This is a genomic window from Prevotella denticola (genome assembly GCF_900454835.1).
Classification (GTDB): Bacteria; Bacteroidota; Bacteroidia; order Bacteroidales; family Bacteroidaceae; genus Prevotella; species Prevotella denticola.
This window is the reverse complement of the sequence record NZ_UGTM01000001.1, coordinates 1,011,807-1,029,832: the sequence shown is the minus strand read 5'-3', so window position 1 is coordinate 1,029,832 and position 18,026 is coordinate 1,011,807. Positions and strand designations below refer to the sequence as shown.

The window sequence follows — 18,026 nt, the reverse complement described above, 5'->3', positions numbered from 1 at the left end:
AAATCTATCACCCATCAATGGAAAAAGATGAACTATTCCGTATATTGCACCTGAATACCACCCGGCAGTTTGATATGCCCGAAATGTCTGGCAAGGGTCTCACTTATCCCGATGCTGTCAGAAAATTTGTTGAAACGAGCTGCAGCGTAGGGTGCAGGGTTATTGAAGCCAGCTCCGGTGACGACATTAATGAGATCATCCGGCAGGCTTATCCCGAATGTAAAGTGCTTGCTTCGAATGTCAAGGGAATAAAGGCCGACCGCAATCCTGATACTGTATCTGAGGCACAGGAACTCAACGGTACCGAGGTCGGGGTTGTTGAAGGACAAGTCGCTGTAGCCGAGAACGGATGTATATGGGTCCCACAGACAATGAAAGAAAGAGCTGTCTGTTTTATTTCAGAGCAGCTTGTCATTCTCGTCCATTGCGACCAGGTCGTCAGCAATATGCACGAGGCATACGCACGCATTCAGATGACGGAATACGGCTATGGCTGTTTTATTTCCGGACCGAGCAAGACCGCTGATATTGAACAGGCTCTCGTCATGGGAGCACAGGCGGCACGTGGCGTGACGGTCATTCTCATCGGCTAAACGTTAATTTTGCAAAAAACACAAATATAAGGTCCTGACAGAATGCGGTTACAAGTTTTTTTATTAACTTTGCAAGGCATAAGGAAGAAGAAATAATACAGACACAACTGATTTTTAATAAACATATAAGTTATGAAGATTGAAAAAGTACATGCTCGCGAGATTCTTGACTCACGTGGCAATCCTACAGTTGAAGTAGAGGTGACTCTCGAAAACGGTGTTATGGGTCGTGCAAGTGTTCCATCCGGTGCATCTACCGGTGAGAACGAGGCTCTTGAGCTTCGTGATGGTGACAAGAAGCGTTTCTTGGGCAAGGGTGTCCTCAAGGCTGTTGAGAATGTCAACAACCTCATTGCTCCTGCATTGAAGGGTGACTGCGTGCTGAATCAGCGTGCAATCGACTATAAAATGCTCGAACTCGATGGCACTCCTACGAAGAGCAAGCTTGGTGCTAACGCTATCCTCGGTGTCTCTTTGGCTGTAGCCCATACTGCTGCCAAGGCTCTGAATATTCCTCTGTACCGTTACATCGGTGGTGCCAACACCTACGTGTTGCCTGTTCCGATGATGAATATCATCAACGGTGGTGCACACTCTGATGCTCCTATCGCTTTCCAGGAGTTCATGATCCGCCCGGTAGGTGCTCCTTCTGAGAAAGAAGGTATCCGTATGGGTGCCGAGGTGTTCCACGCTCTTGCAAAGCTCCTGAAGAAGCGCGGCCTCTCTACGGCTGTAGGCGACGAAGGTGGTTTCGCTCCTAAGTTCGATGGCATTGAGGATGCTCTCGACTCAATCATTCAGGCTATTAAGGATGCCGGTTACGAACCGGGCAAGGATGTGAAGATTGCAATGGACTGCGCCGCTTCTGAGTTTGCTGTATGTGAAGGTGGAAAATGGTTCTACGACTACCGTCAGCTCAAGAACGGTATGCCGAAGGATCCTAACGGAAAGAAGCTCACAGCTGATGAGCAGATTGCTTACCTCGAGCATCTCATCACCAAGTATCCTATCGACTCTATCGAGGATGGTCTCGATGAGAACGACTGGGAGAACTGGGTCAAGCTGACTTCTGCCATCGGCGACCGCTGCCAGCTCGTCGGTGATGACCTGTTCGTTACCAACGTCAAGTTCCTCGAAAAGGGAATCAAGATGGGCGCAGCCAATTCTATCCTGATCAAGGTCAACCAGATTGGTTCACTCACGGAGACTCTTGAAGCGATCGAAATGGCACACCGTCACGGCTATACAACTGTAACCTCTCACCGTTCAGGCGAAACAGAGGATACAACTATTGCTGACATCGCAGTTGCTACAAACTCCGGCCAGATCAAGACGGGTTCTATGTCTCGTACAGACCGTATGGCCAAGTACAACCAGCTCATTCGTATTGAGGAGGAACTCGGTGCCTGTGCAAAGTACGGTTATGCTAAGCTGAAGTAAAGCTTTAACCTCCACCCTGTGTGGTCGTTTGAAATATGAGAAGGGATTGTTCCGATGTGGGCAATCCCTTTTTTGTATTAAAGTGTCTTCTTGATTAGTAATTCCCAACCGGTTGGGAACTGTGTTCCCGGATGTTGGGAACAGCCTTCCCAAGTATTCGGGAATGTCTTTCCCATGCACTCGGGAATATTGGATATTTGTAGTTTAATGTTCCTGGCCGATTACCTTTTGTCTTACTTTTAAACCTGATTGACGGGTTCAACTTGTTTAATTCGTTTGAGTGACAGAGCGCGGTCCTTTGTGCCGGCTTCCGGCAGGAGAAACTCCCTGTGCAGATTGAAAACTTTTCTCTGATAAATAGAGATATTCATTTTTTTTTCCTATCTTTGCCCACACAACTTAATACAAAAAATATAACTATGAAATCAGACATTGAAATTGCTCGTTCGTGTGCTATGAAGCGAATCGAGGACGTTGCCGCTACGGCAGGTATTCCTGCTGATGTCCTGGAACATTATGGAAAGTACATGGCAAAAGTTCCTCTTTCGCTGATCGATGAGGATCGTGTTGCCAGCAACCGTCTCATTCTCGTCAGTTCTATTTCCCCCACACGTGCCGGAATCGGTAAGACGACCGTCAGCATCGGACTCTCCATGGCACTCAACCGCATTGGAAAACGCTCTGTACTCGCCCTGCGCGAGCCGAGTCTCGGACCGTGTTTCGGCATGAAGGGTGGGGCTGCCGGCGGCGGTTATGCCCAGGTGGTCCCGATGGAGAAGATCAATCTCCACTTCACCGGTGACTTCCATGCCATCACGAGTGCGCACAACATGATAGCAGCTTTGCTGGACAACTATATCTACCAGCATCGCAGCGAGGGATTTACATTGAAACAGGTTCTGTGGAAACGTGTCTTGGATGTCAACGACCGCAGCCTGCGTAATATCGTCACTGGTCTTGGAAACACAACCGACGGACTTCCGGCACAGTCGGGCTTTGATATTACTCCTGCCAGCGAAATCATGGCCGCACTGTGTCTTGCTGACAGTGAGGCTGATCTCCGTCGGCGTATTGAGAACATGGTTCTCGGTATATCTTTCGACGACAAGCCATTCACCGTGCGCGATCTTGGTGTAGCCGGAGCGATAACGGTCTTGCTGATGGATGCCATTAAACCGAATCTTGTACAGACACTCGAGGGGACACCGGCACTTGTCCACGGCGGTCCGTTTGCGAACATAGCCCATGGATGTAACAGTCTGGTTGCGACAAAGATTGCCATGTCATTGAGTGATTACGCCGTGACTGAAGCAGGATTCGGTGCTGACCTTGGAGCAGAGAAATTCCTGGACATCAAATGCCGGAAGGGCGAAATACATCCTCGTGTTACGGTTCTTGTTACGACTTTGCGTGGATTGAAGATGCATGGGGGACTCGTCGGGGGCGATCCTCACGAACAGGAGCGTCAGGCTCTTGTCGAAGGCTTTGCCAATCTCGACCGCCATGTCAGGAATATGCAGCGTTTCGGACAGCCTGTAGTTGTGACGCTGAATAAATACGGAGATGACACCGAGGAGGAAATCGCACTTCTTTCCGAGCACTGCAAGATGTTAGGGGTAGGCTTCGCCGAGAACAATGTGTTTGCGAAGGGCGGAGAAGGTGCGGAAGATCTGGCCCGTCTCATTGTAGAGACTATTGACAGGCAGGGCGCAAAAAGAATCCGTATGGCGTATGCTGATGATGATACCATAGAGGAAAAGGTAAATAAGATTGCCCGGAACATTTATGGGGCACGCTCTGTTATCCTCAAGAAATCGGCGGAAAAGAAACTTGCCCGTATCCACGCATGGGGGATGGACCGCTTCCCGGTCTGCATTGCCAAGACGCAGTTCTCATTCAGCGAGGACCCCAAGCAGGTGGGTGCAGCTAAGGATTTCGATATTACTATCCGGGATTTTGTCATTAATGGCGGTGCAGAGATGATCGTGGCTATTGCCGGCGACATCATGCGTATGCCTGGTCTGCCTAAAATCCCACAGGCAGAAAAGATCGACATTGTCCGTGGACAGATAGAAGGTCTGGCCTGACATCCGGTACATGCAGTCGGCAGCGGAAGATTCTTCAAGGCATTCTGAAGTCATTGACAGATACGCCATCACGTAGCCGGTCTACATCTACGTAGTTCCAGATGCCATGTACTCTTCCGTGCTTGCTTGACTGCCATATATCATACTTTGCACCAGGGAGTTCCGGAGGTAGGTTATAGTTAGCGATGAACAGTCGGTAGCGGTTGAACTCCGGATAGAGATTCATATGGTAGTAAGCCTCATTGGTGTAAATCATTGGGGCTTGCCCCGTATGTTTCTTTACCAATCGGATAAACTCGGAAAGGTTCTTCTGGATGATGTCACGGCTCCAGTCGCATGTGCCGTCTTTCTCTACATCAACAAGGAGAAGCAGGTCCTGCTGGCTTACATCGATATTTCCCAGGAAATTTTCTACCTGCTTGTGCATGGATGTCCGGCTGGTGAGAAAATGATAGGAACCGACCAGCAGTCCCCGTTCTTTTGCCGATCTGAAATTACGCTTGTAGAGAGGGTCGACAATGGAACTTCCTTCAGTAGCTTTGATATAGACGAATTGTAGCTGAGGATTCTCGGCTATAAGCTCGTCCCAGTGTATTTTCCCCTGGTGACGGGAAATATCAAGTCCATCGAAGTCCTTGGCGTAGTCACCTTTTGTCAAGTCGTGGTACGGCCATTGATCACTGACTGTCGCATGATGCCTTTTCCACGGTTTTAAATCGATGATAAGTATTACTGCCATTGTGGTAAAGGCGGCCCCCAGCCACCACAACCTGTTCTTGCTTTTCAGTCTCCTCCTCCTGTGTTTCCGTCTCCGTTTTACCATTTCTTTTGTTGCTTGTTTTTTTATGATGCCTCCTTGGATAGCCAGGGCAAGGACGGACAGGCAGAGGCCGTCTATACCGTACTGCACAGTCCATGGGTTTGATGAGCATTGCAAAGGTAAGCATTCTTTTTCAAAGCCCCAAACCAGGCGTTTCTTGGACAGAAGGAAGGCTTTTACTGACGGATTGAATACGCCCCTGACACCTCTCTTTTCACAGATTGATATTCATCCCGAACTTTATTAATTTAATTTAAAGTGTTGGTTATCAAGAATATTTTTTGTACCTTTGCAACCGTTAATATGAAACTGAGGCGTGGTGGTAACTCATTCTCACATAGGAACACGCCGTAGAAAGCAGCTCGTTTGAACTACTTTCCAAGGTTTCGGAAATGTTTTAATGATGAGAATTTTAAAAGTAGCAAGTATTTGTTTCTTAATGATTTTTGCTTCACACAGTGAAGCATCTGCAAGGGGTGACGGATTCGACTGGGAACCGGTAATGAATGCGATTATCCAGATTGAAAGTAAAGGCAATGCAGCGGCTGTTAATGGTCCGTATGTGGGCGTTCTGCAGATTTCGCCTGTTTTGGTGAAAGAGTGCAACAATATCCTCAGAAGTTCCGGCAGCAAGAAGCGTTATTCTCTTTCCGACCGCTTCAGCGCAGCAAAGTCAAAGGAGATGTTCGTCATCATCCAGAGTTTTCACAATCCGCTGAACAGTATCGAAAGGGCTATACGCCTATGGAGCGGTGGTATTCGTTACAGCGTCTCGAAGACGCAGGCTTACCTTCGTAAGGTGATGCGTCGCATGAACTGACAGACCCTGCAGAAAAGTTAAGAAGATCCTCTTGTTGAAGAGTCCGGTTATCATTTCTTTATGGATAATAACCGGACTTTTCTTTCCTCGTCTGCCTCTTTTTTCTTACTTTTGTAATCTGACAATAATGATAAAATAAAAACTGACATGATCAGGATTCTCTTTCTGTTCCTTTCTTTCCTCTTTGCCTGCCTTTCAGGACAGGCACAGCATGTTGCGTATCACGGTTCGAAGCATTATAATATGAAGGTGAATCAATTCCGCCGTGAAGGGGCTTTGCCCGAAGGTGCAATCATCATGCTGGGCGACAGCCATTCAGAGTATGGAGGGGACTGGAACAGATTTTTCCCAAATGCGTCAAAGATTATTAACCGAGGAATCATCGGCGATGACAGTCACGGTATTTACAGCCGGCTCGATCAGGTGCTGCCTTACAAGCCTGACAAGATATTCTTTGAGTGTGGCATCAATGACCTGAGTCATGGATGGACGGTTGAGCGTACCTTTCAGGGGATTGTCCGTATCATAGAGACGATACGCAGACGTAATCCAGATACCCGGCTCTATGTCCAAAGTCTTTTGCCGCTGAATGAAAGTGTCGGAGCATGGAAGCTACTGAGGGGGAAGGAGGATATGATAATATTGCTTAACAGAAGGCTGAAAGACTATTGCGACCGTCATGCCCTCCGCTTCATCGATCTCTATACACCTCTCTTGGGTACGTATCCAAGAACCATGCGGGCAGAGTATTGTCGTGACGGGCTTCATCTTACCGTCAAGGGCTATGAAGTATGGGCCAATATCATCCGCGACTACATCGACGAATGATCCGTACAGCGGGAAGATGGAGCCAGACTTGCTTCCGTTGTTTTCTGTTGTACAGAAGTTATCCGAAGAGATTGCGGAGTGCTTCTTCCACCTTGCGTACAGGGTGAAGCTGTATGCTGTATTTGCCTGCAAGTCCCGACAAGTTGTACTTGGGGAGGATGATATGACTGAAACCGAGTTTCTCGGCTTCAGCAATGCGCTGTTCAATCCGGCTGACCGGTCGCACTTCGCCGCTGAGGCCGACCTCTCCGCACATACACCATCCCTGTTCTATCGGTGTATCGACATTCGATGAAAGTACGGCGGCAATGACACTTAAGTCCATGGCCATGTCTGTTACACGGAGACCGCCGGCAATGTTCAGAAACACATCCTTCTGCATGAGTTTGAAGCCCACCCGCTTCTCCAGTACGGCAAGCAGCATGTTCAGTCTGCGTTGGTCGAATCCTGTTGCAGAACGTTGTGGAGTCCCATAAGCTGCAGAGGAAACAAGTGCCTGTGTCTCAACAAGAAAAGGACGTACACCTTCAATAGTACTTGAAATGGCTACACCCGACAGTCCGTCATGGTCTTCTGTGAGCAGAAGCTCCGATGGATTGCTTACCTGTCGCAGTCCCTGCTGCTCCATTTCGTAGATGCCTAATTCCGAAGTAGAGCCGAAGCGGTTTTTTATGCTGCGGAGTATACGGTACATATAATGTTGATCTCCCTCAAATTGAATGACGGTATCAACGATATGTTCCAGAATCTTCGGACCGGCGATGCTGCCTTCTTTGTTGATGTGGCCGATGAGTATCACGGGGACGCCACTCGTCTTGGCAAAGCGCAACAGCGCCGATGCGCATTCACGTACCTGTGTGATGCTGCCTGGGCTGCTGTCCACGTCCTCCGTTGAAATGGTTTGGATAGAGTCTATGACGACAAGCTCTGGCTGAACGTCACGGATGTGTTCGAAGATTCTTTCCAAAGATGTCTCCGACAGGATGATGACGTTTTCGGCAATATCCTTTGTGATGCGCACGGCGCGCATCTTAATCTGATGAGGGCTTTCCTCACCGCTGACGTAGAGTACATGCTGCGCCATGTGGAGAATTGTCTGGAGAGTCAGCGTACTTTTCCCAATACCAGGCTCACCGCCCAAGAGTATGATGCTGCCCGGTACCAGTCCGCCTCCCAGCACCCTGTTCAGCTCTCCATCGTGCATATCTATCCGTGGTTCGTCATGTGAAGATACATCACGCAGCCGCTGCGGCTTGTTCGCCAAAGCTGAAACCGCTTCGCCCGAAGCTGCATTACGCAGTGTCGTGGCTGCATGGCGGGCTGCCTGTGAGCCCGTATCGGCAGCGATGCGGATTTCCTTGAACGTATTCCATTGTCCGCAGTTGGGACATTTGCCAATCCATTTTGCACTTTCCTGCCCGCAGTTACTGCAGACATAAGCTATCTTGTCCTTTGCCATAAGTGGGACAAAAGTAATAAGTTTTTTCTTAGTTACAAAATTTATTCTTAAATTTGCAACTGTATGAAGCGAATCGATTACTTACTCATACTGGCGGTGCTTGTGTTTGTCAGCTGCGGCAAAAGCAGCAAGGAAATACAGGCAGAGCAGCAGTCACGGAAACAGGCAGAGCAGGAGGCTTATCAGAAAGCCTACAAGATAGCTGTGATGCCGACAATGGACTGTCTTCCCGCATATCTGCTGAAGGACAGTCTGCTGTACGATACGGCCAAAGTAGATATCAGACTCTGCAGGTTCAATGCGCAGATGGACTGCGACACCGCAATGGCTGGCGGAAGCGTGCAGGCGGCTTTCACCGATCTCGTACGTGCGGAACGGCTGAAACACAAGCGCAAGGTGCTGATGCACTATCTGACAGATACGAACCTTAGCTGGCAACTTGTCGCCGACCGTGGGGAAAAGATAAGGAAACTGTCCGACCTCAGTGACAAGATCATCGCAATGACGCGATATTCTGCAACCGACCTGCTGAGCGACCTTGTCGTGAAGAAGGGGGAACCCAGATTCCAGGTCTTCCGAGTTCAGATCAATGATGTCATGGTACGGCTGAATATGCTGCAGAATCATGAAATAGATGCCTATTGGCTTGCTGAACCACAGGCTACGAAAGCCTTGCAAGCTGACAACAACGTCATCTTCAGTTCGGCTGATGCCGGTGTACACCTTGGTGTAATTGCCGTGATGGACAAGGTGCGTCGTCAGACAGAAGAAGCGGCATTTGCTGAAGCATACGACAAGGCGGTGGACCTAGTCAACAAGAACGGTGTGAAGTATTATGCCGGACTGATAAAGAAGTACATGAAGGCTGACGACGCTACGGTGCGTGCGCTACCCGACATCAAGTACACAAAGACAGGACCACCCCGGAAGGCAGACCTGCTCATGGCTCGTAACTTCCTGGCGAGTGGAAAAGAAAGGAGAAGGGAAACGAATATCAATAAAAGCGAACAACGGTGAACGTAGAGGAAATTCTTGGCAAGACAATTAACTGCTTGATGGACAAATGGCTGGGGAAGGCCATTGAAGTGTTGGAACACCTTTATGCAAAGCATCCGTCACTCATCGGTCATGGGGAGTTTGACTCCATCCGGAATGATTACCGGCTGATGGTGGACTATATGGGAAGAGGTTATGCCGACAGCCAGCGAGAGGCACTCTATTCTACGTTGCTGCAGAGGCTTTACAGGGTTGCTGCTAATCTTGAAATCAGCTGGAGATGCAAGAACATCGGTGCATACATTGATGCTTTCAGAGTGAGTGCCCATCTCAATATGAGTCATGATTTCATACGTACTGTGCTGGAGACTTTCGTGTCGGATGTCGCCATGCTTTCGCTTCAGCCGGAATCCACAAGAAAGCAAAGACAAACCGAGATATACGACCGCCATCAGCAGTTTGTCAACCGCCTTTTCAACGCCCTGTGGACTTCCTGTCAGTGGACGGAGGAAGACAGTGTTTTTTACACCGACCTGCTGCTTTCCCCTACGGTTGTTTCCGGTGATCAGCAAATCATTGCAAGTGCCATCAGCCTTGGAGCAATGAATCAGTTCGACATCAACAAATTCAAGACCCTTGTCTCTGTCTACCGCCGTGCTTCAGATGAATATGTGCGCCAGCGTGCCTTGGTCGGCTGGGTGCTGTCTGTGTTTGAGGGAATGGACATTTTTGCTGAACAAGACGATGTTGTACGTGAACTTTGTTCAGACTCTTCCATTACACGTGAACTGCTTACATTGCAGATACAATTCTTCTACAGTCAGGATGCCGAGAAGGACAATGACAAGATACAGCGTGACATCATGCCTGACATCATGCGTAATTCCAATCTTGCTGTCGGCCGACTCGGTATCATCGAGAAGGAAGAGGATGCTCTCGAAAATATCCTTCATCAGGATGCGGAGGACAGACGTATGGAGCAGATGGAAGAAAAGGTACGTAAGATGATGGATATGCAGAAGCAGGGTTCAGATATTTATTTCGGTGGCTTCAGGCAGATGAAACGCTTCCCGTTCTTTAACGAGGTGGTGAACTGGTTTACGCCCTTCTATCTGGAGCATCCGGCTCTACGTCCTGTGATGCGGAATTTCGGCGACTCAAACTTTCTGCGTATTCTCATGGACAAAGGGAATTTCTGCGAGTCTGACAAGTATTCATTTGCACTTGCTTTAGAGCATATTATCAATCAGTTGCCAGAGAACATGAAAGAAGTAATGGAGTCAGAGGATGTCCTGGGGCCTCTGGCTGCAACGGAAGACCCACAAGACGCTGTCAGCATCCGCCGCACTTATCTACAGGATCTCTATCGTTTCTTCCGGCTTTATCGCTCATCAGGCGATTTCATCAATCCGTTTGAGGACAATGGAAAAGGCGATTTTGTAGCTGATACATTCTTTTTCACCTACCGGATCTTCATGGGAACGGGACTCGACGACGTAAAACTACGACTGGCTTTACACCTGTATAAACATCACCAGTTTACCAGACTTACCGAACTGCTTGCGACTTTCCAGAGCAGTGATCCACGTTATTCGATTCTGCTGGGCTATACGAATATTGAGGCAGGCAGGTCCGAGACGGCTTATCATTTCTTTGACGAAGCCTTGAAGAGTGAGCCCGACAACCAGTGGGCATTGAGGGGAAAGGCACGGGCCGCACTCGACAGTGAAGATTACAGTACTGCAGAAGAAGTCTATGCAAAACTGTTGGAGTTGAATCCGGAACATAAAGGTTATACGGTGAACCACTGCGTAGCACTCCTGAAGCTGGGAAGGGCGGGTGAAGTGCGTGAAGAATTGTTCCGTCTTGACTATCAATATCCCGAAGACATGAATGTGAAACGTGTACTGGCCTGGGCGATGTTGTCGGACAGGAGTCTTGACAAGGCATCACAACTTTATGACAGGCTTCTTGCGGCCACGCCGGTCCACGAGGATTATCTTAATGCCGGTTACTGCCAGTGGGCACTCGGGAACATACAGCATGCTGCCGGACTGTTCCACGAATGGATGTCAAAGAGCGGGAATGGACGTGCCCGCCTCTTAGAGGAGTTCCGCAGTGATGCAGACATACTGAGCACGTATGATATTACTGATACTGACTGTTTCCTGATGCTAAGTCTGGTAGAACAGACTGCTGAAAGGTGAAGAAGAGGGAATGGAGTACAACCCTTCTCCATCTACAAGCTGATTCCGTTCCGGCAATATATTGCATGGAGTGGGGCATCAACACGACCGGTGTTTACCGTCAACACAATGCGTGGCAGGCCTCAACACATCTGCAGGGAAGCCTGGTTCGTCCCTGTTACTGTTCATATTGTAAGATAGTGATTACTGACTTACATGGGAAATGTTTACCAGGCAAGCACTGATATTTATTCGGGTCCGCTTACTACAGATAGATGCTGCCGGCATTTGCCGGATGTTATAAACCTCTGTTTCATTTCCTGCTCTATGAATTTAACGGAGAACCTTATTTACATAGCAGTACACGAGCCTGTAATCCTATAGTCTTCTGTTTCAGCCAGCACGTCAGCCACATCTTCAGGTGTGTTGAAAAGGATACCTTCTTCGAGTTCTTCGTCTGATAACTGATTAAGGAGTTCCTTGGCAGATGATTCGTCAAAAGACAGTTCTCCCTTAGCGTTTGTTCTGGAAAGCAAGGATGTAAGGATTTGCTGGCGATATTCTTCTATTGACATAATTTACATTGTTTTGTATTAATGTTGTGGTCCTATGACAAGCTATGCCGTATGCTGTCGGGTACGCTTTTATGGGCGACCGCATTCCCGGGCATTTAGGATAAAGTGCGGATGCGTTTCGTTTCCATAGTCGTGTTGATAAATGAAGCCTTCGTATGTAAAGTCTGACAGGCAGTCAGGCGATGTAATCCGGTTGCGGAGGATGTAACTTGTCATGGCACCACGACAGCTCTTGGCGTATACGCTGACAGCCTTTAGCCGGCTTCCCTGGTCGACCATGAAGTGTGGCTGAATAATATGTATCTCCTTCTGCAGCCGTTTCCAGTCGAATAAATGCTGGAACTCTTCAGTTGCCAGATGTACAAGTATGCCGTCATCAGCCTTCACGGATTCGATGAGCATATCCGTAAGACGGGGTCTCCAATAGGAGAACATATTTTTCCCTCCAGCTGACCGGAGACGGGATTTCCCCTCCAGACGATAAGGGTGGATGAGGTCTAAAGGCCTGAGCAGCCCGTATAGAAAACTTGTTATCCAGAGATGCTGGTCGGCAAAGCAAAAGTCATCCAGACTGTAATCCTGTGCTTTCAGACATTTATAAGCCTGCCCATAATAAGCGAGGAGGGCCGGCAGCAGTCTTTCCTCGCAGAAAAAGTCTTGATAACGCAGTTTGTTCTCCAGTGCAATCTTCTTGCTGCAGTGGAGTTCTCCAGCAAGCACTTCCACGGAGAGACCGCCCATCTCTAATGCCAGCTGCCCCGCTTCCTTGTGGAAACGAGGCAGGTGGGTGGTGGGAGTCGGTACTTCTGTGGTACTGACCATTATCTTTGCTGATGCTAACAGTATCTGCATTCTTATGACAATTATAAGTATTTAATGTCATGGAGCAATAGGAGACAATGGAGCGTCCCCCTGACTAATAGCAGAATGCTGTGAAGGGCTCGTTGAGAAAGCTCCATTGACTCCTGGACTATCCTACTGGCTTCTTTAGTATTTCAAGCCCATGTTGTACAGAATGAAACCATAGATATCGGCGTGTTCTTCCAGCTGTTTCGACAGCGGCTTCCCGCTTCCATGACCGGCTTTGGTGTCAATGCGGATGATGATAGGTGTATCGGCAGCATTGTCAGCCTGCAGGGTGGCGGCAAACTTAAATGAGTGGGCTGGTACGACACGGTCGTCATGGTCGGCTGTCGTAATCATTGTGGCCGGATAATGAGTGCCTGGGCGAAGGTTGTGGAGTGGGGAATAGGCACGGAGATACTCGAACATCTCTTTTGAGTCGGCACTTGTACCATAGTCCGGTGCCCAGTTCCAGCCGATGGTGAACTTATGATAACGCAGCATATCCATGACACCGACCTCTGGAATACAAACCTTGAAGAGGTCGGGACGCTGGGTCATGCAGGCACCTATAAGCAGTCCGCCGTTAGAGCCGCCGACAATGGCGAGATAGTCCTTGCTCGTGTATTTGTTCCGGATGAGCCATTCTCCGGCGGCGATGAAGTCGTCAAAGACGTTCTGCTTCTGCATCTTTGTGCCGGCAATGTGCCATTCTTCTCCATATTCGCTTCCGCCACGCAGGCAGGCCTGTGCATAGATACCACCGTTCTCGAGGAATGGAATACGGTTGGAAGAGAAGTAAGGAGGCATGGCGATGTTGAAGCCACCGTAGGCATAGAGGTATACCGGGTTCTTTCCGTTTCGCTTCAATCCTTTCTTGTAGGTAATGAAGAGTGGTATTCTGGTTCCGTCTTTACTGGGGTAGAAGACCTGCTCGCTGACATAATCGGACTCCCTGAATTTGACCTTTGGTGCAGAGTAAACCTTGCTGGTGCCTGTGGAAAAATCGTACTGGTAATTGCTTGTCGGAACAGTGAATGAGGAGAATGAGTAGAAGATCTCTTTTCGGTCTTTGTCGCCGTAGAAAGCGGCACTGCCTACTGTCGGCAGCTTGATTTCGGAAAGCTGTTTCCCGTCCATGGAATAGACGTAGGCATGATTGGACGCATCCTTCATGTAATTGAGTATCATCTTTCCGTCAGCAAAGGTAACTCCTTCAAGCATATCCTTGGACTCCGGAATGAGGGTTTTCCAGTCGCTGAATCCAGGATGTCTGAGGTCAGCCACCATCAGTCGGTTCTTCGGTGCACCGTCATTCGTGAGGAAATACATCTTGTCCCCGATGGTCTCTATCAGGCTGTATTGCAGGTCGAGGTTCGATGTCATCTGGATGAACTGGCTGTCTGGTTGTCGCAAGTCGCGTACATAGACACGATTGCCGGAACCTGCACCGCTCTCATAAAGGAACATCATCGTCTCATCCTCGTTCACGTAGACAGAATAGAAACGCATTGGGTTGGCGGGATTCTGATAGAAGAGAATATCCTCTGACTGCGGCGTGCCGATTCTGTGATAGTAAATCTTCTGGACGGAGTTTACATTACTGAACTCGTGTCCTTTCTGCGGCGCATCGTATGCGCTGTAGTAGAACCCGTCACCCTGCCATGCTGCACTTGAGAATTTTGCCCAGTTGATATGGTCGTCGAGCAGCTTGCCGGTCTTGGCATCCATCACGTAGAATTCCTGCCAGTCGCTTCCGCTTCGGGAGATGGCATAAGCCGCATATTTCCCGTTATGAGAAAAGTAAATGCCCTTCAGTGCTACGGTACCATCGGTTGACAGCTGATTGGGATTGAGAAATATGCGTGCATTCTTTTCGTCGCCGAGACGGTCCATTATATAAAGTACACTCTGGTTCTGCAGGCCGTTGTTCTTATAGAAAAGCCATTTGCCAATAGCCTTGATGAAAGAAGGGGAAGATACTTTTTCGTAGTTTGCCAGTTCTTTCATGCGTTTCAGAAGTTTCCCACGGAATGGAATGCGGGCAAGATAGTCCTGTGTCACCTTGTTCTCTGCAGCCACCCATTCGGCGGTTGCCTTGGAACTGTCATTCTCCAAGGGACGGTATGGGTCGGCCACCTGGACACCGAAGTAAGTGTCTATGGTCCCGTCTTTCGGAGCTTTCGGATACTTCAGCTTCTGTGCAGTCATGCTTGTTGCGGTCAATACGGCTGCGGTCAGTAATACTTGTTTCTTCATGTTGTTAAAGGTTAAAATAAATGAATCGTCAGGGCTTTTTATGTTGTTATGGGAGAAAAGCAATCCCGAATCAAATGGCCTGACTGATGGAACTGACTATAAAACGGAACTCCACCAGCCTGGCCTCCTTCTTATTTCAAGCTTTTCTGATACCATGCATAGAGTTTCTCTACACCAGTTTCGATCTCCACTTTGTGTGTCCATCCAAGACGGTGCAACTTGTCTACATTGATAAGTTTCCGTGGAGTACCGTTTGGCTTTCCTGCATCCCAGATGATGTCGCCCTCGAAGTGAACAGTCTTCTTTACAAGTTCTGCCAGTTCTTTTATGGTCAGTTCCTTGCCGGTACCGACGTTGATATGGCAGTTGCGGATCTCTCCAAGTGCGGGAATAGCTCCACCGCGCCCTTCAGAATTGTTGCGGTCTACTGCTCCGTCAATTCTGGCGCCATAGAAGACACTTGAATATTTCTCGATGCCTATAATATCTTTGAAGTCTACATTCAACAGTACGTAGACACTGGCATCCGCCATGTCCTCGCTCCAGAGGAACTCCCGTAACGGACTTCCGTCACCCCACAGCGTTACCTTGTTGTTCTCGATTCCGTAGAAGGAAAGGGCCTTCAAGATACGGTCTTTTGTATTTTTTCCATCGACATTTCCTTCCCCGATTTCAGTGCTCAGTCTGTCCGTCGGGTTGATGGGACGCTTGTCCATATCATTACAGATGGCATCCCAGTTGTTTTCATGAATGAGTTTAGCAAGATAAATCTTGCGCATCATGGCCGGCATGACATGAGAATTCTCCAGATGGAAATTGTCGTTCGGTCCATAGAGGTTGGTCGGCATGACGGCTATGTAATTGGTCCCATACTGGAGGTTGTAACTTTCGCACATCTTCAGTCCGGCAATTTTGGCGATAGCATACTCCTCATTGGTGTATTCCAGCGGAGAAGTCAGGAGTGCGTCCTCGCTCATGGGCTGCGGTGCTTTTTTCGGATAAATGCAGGTACTGCCGAGGAAGAGGAGTTTCTCCACACCATGCAGGTAACTTTGCTCAATGACGTTGCACTGAATCTTCATGTTCTGCATGATGAAGTCCGCTCGGTACAGGGAGTTTGCCATAATGCCTCCCACGAAGGCTGCGGCAAGGACGACGGCATCAGGCTTCTCCTCATCGAAAAAACGCTTGACGGCCCGCTGGTCGGTTAAATCCAGTTCCTTGTGACTTCGTCCGATGAGGTTTGTATATCCTCGCTGGACGAGGTTGTGCCATATTGCCGATCCGACCAGGCCGTGGTGTCCGGCTATGTATATTTTACTGTTCTTGTCCATAATCAGAAGACCACCTCCGTCCCCTTCTGTAGGAAGATAGTTCCTGACGGAATGTCCGAAAGGTGTTATTCTTTGTTATATTATATTGTGAATTAGCAGGTTGCGTTTCGCATATAGACTGGTTGTCATCCCTTCTGGTGGGGAATGGCAACCATTTTTTATATTTCTCCTTTTTAACTTTATTCTTCTGCTTTTCGTCTGTGCATCGTATTCACACGGAAGTCTTCCTGTCTCACCCCTGCTGATGCAACAGGGGGTCCTCTTTTTCTGTTGCGGTTCCTGCACAGAGATAAGGTAGGGAAAAACTTTTTTATTTCACAATGCCTTTCTCCAGATACTCTTCCAGATTGGTCCTGACCTTTTCTGCCGCACCGTCGGATGCCACCTTGGCCATATCGCTGTCTACCATCAGGTTGACAAGCTCTTCGAAACTGGTGCTGTTCGGATTCCAACCCAGTTTCGCTTTCGCCTTCGTGGGGTCTCCCCAAAGATTGACCACATCGGTAGGACGGTAGAAGTCGGGGCTTACCTCGATGAGTACATTACCAGTTGCCTTGTCGATACCCTTTTCCTCCATGCCTTCACCTGTAAACTCAAGTTCGATGCCGACCCGCTTGAAAGCATGGTAGCAGAATTCCCGTACGCTGTGCTGGACGCCTGTCGCAATGACGAAGTCTTCCGGCTTGTCCTGCTGGAGGATCAGCCACATACATTCCACGTAATCCTTGGCATATCCCCAGTCACGGAGCGAACTGAGATTGCCCAGGTAGAGCTTGTCCTGCTTGCCCTGTTTGATGCGTGCAGCGGCAAGTGTAATCTTCCGGGTGACGAATGTTTCGCCGCGTCGTTCGCTCTCATGGTTGAAGAGGATGCCCGAGCAGCAGTACATATTGTATGCCTCTCGGTATTCTCTCACGATCCAGAAGCCGTACTGCTTGGCAACAGCGTATGGACTGTAAGGATGGAACGGCGTATTCTCGTTCTGCGGAACCTCCTCTACCTTGCCATACAGTTCGGATGTAGAGGCCTGGTAGATACGGCAGGTCGCCGCCATCCCTAACTGGCGGACAGCCTCCAGGATGCGCAGTACGCCCACTGCATCGACATCAGCCGTAAATTCCGGAGAATCAAAGCTGACCTGTACGTGACTCTGTGCGGCAAGGTTGTAGATTTCGTCGGGACGCACCTTGCCGATTACCCCGAGGATACTCATAGAGTCGCTGAGGTCTGCATAGTGCAGATGGAAATGTGGCCGTCCCTCGAGATGGGCAATACGCTCGCGAAAATCCACGGACGAGCGGCGGATGGTTCCATGCACATCGTACCCCTTTTCAAGCAGCAACTCCGCCAGATAGGAGCCGTCCTGTCCGGTTATGCCTGTGATAAGAGCTGTTTTCTTCATCGTATATCTCTTGAAATTGTTTTTTCTTCTAATGATTGCACAAAGATACAAATTATAATTTATAATCAAAGTTTTCGAAGAGGATATTCTTTCGCGTCCGTTTAAAATTAAGCAGGAATCGAAGGTTTGTAGCGGATTCCGGAAATCCCTGTGGGTATTTTCCTGCGTTCCAGGCAGACCGTTTCAAGTTGCTTCTTGAAGACGTAAATATGTGCTGTTGAACATGAAAAGAGAAGCAAAAAACTTTACTTTTCATCGCCTTTGAACCATTGTTTCCCCTTTGTCATGATACACGCCGAAGGAATGTTCGTAGTCAGCCTGTATCGTAACTGTACGTCACCTGCATCCCAGATAACGCCTTCCAACATCGCAAGCAGTGCTTAC

Annotated in this window: 15 protein-coding genes; 7 read left to right on the top strand and 8 right to left on the bottom strand. The window is 48.8% G+C overall.

Translation table 11 applies throughout. The annotated features are described in order from the left end of the window. Window positions 1-17 precede the first annotated feature (17 nt). The 3 genes from DYH27_RS04395 to DYH27_RS04385 all read left to right on the top strand — a co-directional run bounded on the left by DYH27_RS04395 (window position 18) and on the right by DYH27_RS04385 (window position 4,120). The gene (locus DYH27_RS04395) at window positions 18-593 is read left to right on the top strand and encodes a LutC/YkgG family protein (protein ID WP_013671292.1); all 576 of its coding nucleotides are present in this window, start codon (window positions 18-20) and stop codon (window positions 591-593) included. 132 nt (window positions 594-725) lie between these two features. Continuing rightward, window positions 726-2,033 (top strand): phosphopyruvate hydratase, encoded by a 1,308-nt coding sequence (gene eno, locus DYH27_RS04390; protein ID WP_004352200.1) that lies wholly within the window; start codon window positions 726-728, stop codon window positions 2,031-2,033. A gap of 419 nt (window positions 2,034-2,452) precedes the next feature. Then, window positions 2,453-4,120: a formate--tetrahydrofolate ligase gene (locus DYH27_RS04385; RefSeq protein WP_029216602.1), complete on the top strand. Its 1,668-nt coding sequence runs from the start codon at window positions 2,453-2,455 to the stop codon at window positions 4,118-4,120. 34 nt (window positions 4,121-4,154) lie between these two features. On the opposite strand, the gene DYH27_RS04380 is transcribed toward DYH27_RS04385, so the two are convergent. Further along, window positions 4,155-5,030: a glycoside hydrolase family 25 protein gene (locus tag DYH27_RS04380; RefSeq protein ID WP_036860609.1), complete on the bottom strand. Its 876-nt coding sequence runs from the start codon at window positions 5,028-5,030 to the stop codon at window positions 4,155-4,157. A gap of 310 nt (window positions 5,031-5,340) precedes the next feature. Between DYH27_RS04380 and DYH27_RS04375 the strand changes: the two genes are divergently transcribed. Together DYH27_RS04375 and DYH27_RS04370 are read left to right on the top strand one after the other, a co-directional pair. Beyond that, a complete protein-coding gene (locus DYH27_RS04375; protein WP_025068098.1) occupies window positions 5,341-5,760 on the top strand; it encodes a hypothetical protein in 420 nt (139 codons plus the stop codon). Window positions 5,761-5,907: 147 nt separating this feature from the next. Next, on the top strand, window positions 5,908-6,588 hold the full coding sequence (locus tag DYH27_RS04370; protein ID WP_025068097.1) for a GDSL-type esterase/lipase family protein: 681 nt from the start codon (window positions 5,908-5,910) through the stop codon (window positions 6,586-6,588). Between the two features lie 58 nt (window positions 6,589-6,646). Here DYH27_RS04370 and radA read toward each other — a convergent pair whose 3' ends face one another. Beyond that, window positions 6,647-8,047 (bottom strand): DNA repair protein RadA, encoded by a 1,401-nt coding sequence (radA, locus tag DYH27_RS04365; RefSeq protein WP_025068096.1) that lies wholly within the window; start codon window positions 8,045-8,047, stop codon window positions 6,647-6,649. Between the two features lie 63 nt (window positions 8,048-8,110). Between radA and DYH27_RS04360 the strand changes: the two genes are divergently transcribed. Together DYH27_RS04360 and DYH27_RS04355 are read left to right on the top strand one after the other, a co-directional pair. Further along, window positions 8,111-9,064: an ABC transporter substrate-binding protein gene (locus DYH27_RS04360; RefSeq protein ID WP_025068095.1), complete on the top strand. Its 954-nt coding sequence runs from the start codon at window positions 8,111-8,113 to the stop codon at window positions 9,062-9,064. Then, complete coding sequence (locus DYH27_RS04355; protein WP_025068094.1) at window positions 9,061-11,250, top strand: tetratricopeptide repeat protein; 2,190 nt, start codon at window positions 9,061-9,063, stop codon at window positions 11,248-11,250. The genes DYH27_RS04360 and DYH27_RS04355 overlap by 4 nt, the downstream gene beginning before the upstream one ends. Window positions 11,251-11,579: 329 nt before the next feature. Here DYH27_RS04355 and DYH27_RS04350 read toward each other — a convergent pair whose 3' ends face one another. From DYH27_RS04350 to DYH27_RS13650, 6 genes are all read right to left on the bottom strand, one after another. Next, window positions 11,580-11,804 carry a hypothetical protein gene (locus DYH27_RS04350; RefSeq protein ID WP_025068093.1) on the bottom strand — a complete coding sequence of 75 codons (225 nt, stop codon included), beginning with the start codon at window positions 11,802-11,804 and terminating at the stop codon, window positions 11,580-11,582. 69 nt (window positions 11,805-11,873) lie between these two features. After that, a complete protein-coding gene (locus tag DYH27_RS04345) occupies window positions 11,874-12,656 on the bottom strand; it encodes a YaaA family protein (protein WP_025068092.1) in 783 nt (260 codons plus the stop codon). Window positions 12,657-12,791: 135 nt separating this feature from the next. After that, window positions 12,792-14,906: a prolyl oligopeptidase family serine peptidase gene (locus DYH27_RS04340; RefSeq protein WP_029216601.1), complete on the bottom strand. Its 2,115-nt coding sequence runs from the start codon at window positions 14,904-14,906 to the stop codon at window positions 12,792-12,794. A gap of 131 nt (window positions 14,907-15,037) precedes the next feature. After that, window positions 15,038-16,240, bottom strand: a complete 1,203-nt coding sequence (locus DYH27_RS04335; protein ID WP_029216600.1) for a GDP-L-fucose synthase family protein — start codon at window positions 16,238-16,240, stop codon at window positions 15,038-15,040. Between the two features lie 310 nt (window positions 16,241-16,550). Next, window positions 16,551-17,642 (bottom strand): GDP-mannose 4,6-dehydratase, encoded by a 1,092-nt coding sequence (gmd, locus tag DYH27_RS04330; RefSeq protein ID WP_029216599.1) that lies wholly within the window; start codon window positions 17,640-17,642, stop codon window positions 16,551-16,553. A gap of 245 nt (window positions 17,643-17,887) precedes the next feature. Further along, window positions 17,888-18,010 carry a hypothetical protein gene (locus tag DYH27_RS13650; RefSeq protein ID WP_262510582.1) on the bottom strand — a complete coding sequence of 41 codons (123 nt, stop codon included), beginning with the start codon at window positions 18,008-18,010 and terminating at the stop codon, window positions 17,888-17,890. Between the last annotated feature and the right edge of the window lie 16 nt (window positions 18,011-18,026).

Bases quoted from the DNA above. Each gene is read 5' to 3' on its own strand.
- DYH27_RS04395 (WP_013671292.1), top strand. From the start codon at position 18: ATGGAAAAAGATGAACTATTCCGTATATTGCACCTGAATACCACCCGG.
- eno (WP_004352200.1), top strand. From the start codon at position 726: ATGAAGATTGAAAAAGTACATGCTCGCGAGATTCTTGACTCACGTGGC.
- DYH27_RS04385 (WP_029216602.1), top strand. From the start codon at position 2,453: ATGAAATCAGACATTGAAATTGCTCGTTCGTGTGCTATGAAGCGAATC.
- DYH27_RS04375 (WP_025068098.1), top strand. From the start codon at position 5,341: ATGATGAGAATTTTAAAAGTAGCAAGTATTTGTTTCTTAATGATTTTT.
- DYH27_RS04370 (WP_025068097.1), top strand. From the start codon at position 5,908: ATGATCAGGATTCTCTTTCTGTTCCTTTCTTTCCTCTTTGCCTGCCTT.
- radA (WP_025068096.1), bottom strand. From the start codon at position 8,047: ATGGCAAAGGACAAGATAGCTTATGTCTGCAGTAACTGCGGGCAGGAA.
- DYH27_RS04360 (WP_025068095.1), top strand. From the start codon at position 8,111: ATGAAGCGAATCGATTACTTACTCATACTGGCGGTGCTTGTGTTTGTC.
- DYH27_RS04350 (WP_025068093.1), bottom strand. From the start codon at position 11,804: ATGTCAATAGAAGAATATCGCCAGCAAATCCTTACATCCTTGCTTTCC.
- DYH27_RS04345 (WP_025068092.1), bottom strand. From the start codon at position 12,656: ATGCAGATACTGTTAGCATCAGCAAAGATAATGGTCAGTACCACAGAA.
- DYH27_RS04340 (WP_029216601.1), bottom strand. From the start codon at position 14,906: ATGAAGAAACAAGTATTACTGACCGCAGCCGTATTGACCGCAACAAGC.
- DYH27_RS04335 (WP_029216600.1), bottom strand. From the start codon at position 16,240: ATGGACAAGAACAGTAAAATATACATAGCCGGACACCACGGCCTGGTC.
- gmd (WP_029216599.1), bottom strand. From the start codon at position 17,642: ATGAAGAAAACAGCTCTTATCACAGGCATAACCGGACAGGACGGCTCC.
- DYH27_RS13650 (WP_262510582.1), bottom strand. From the start codon at position 18,010: ATGTTGGAAGGCGTTATCTGGGATGCAGGTGACGTACAGTTACGATAC.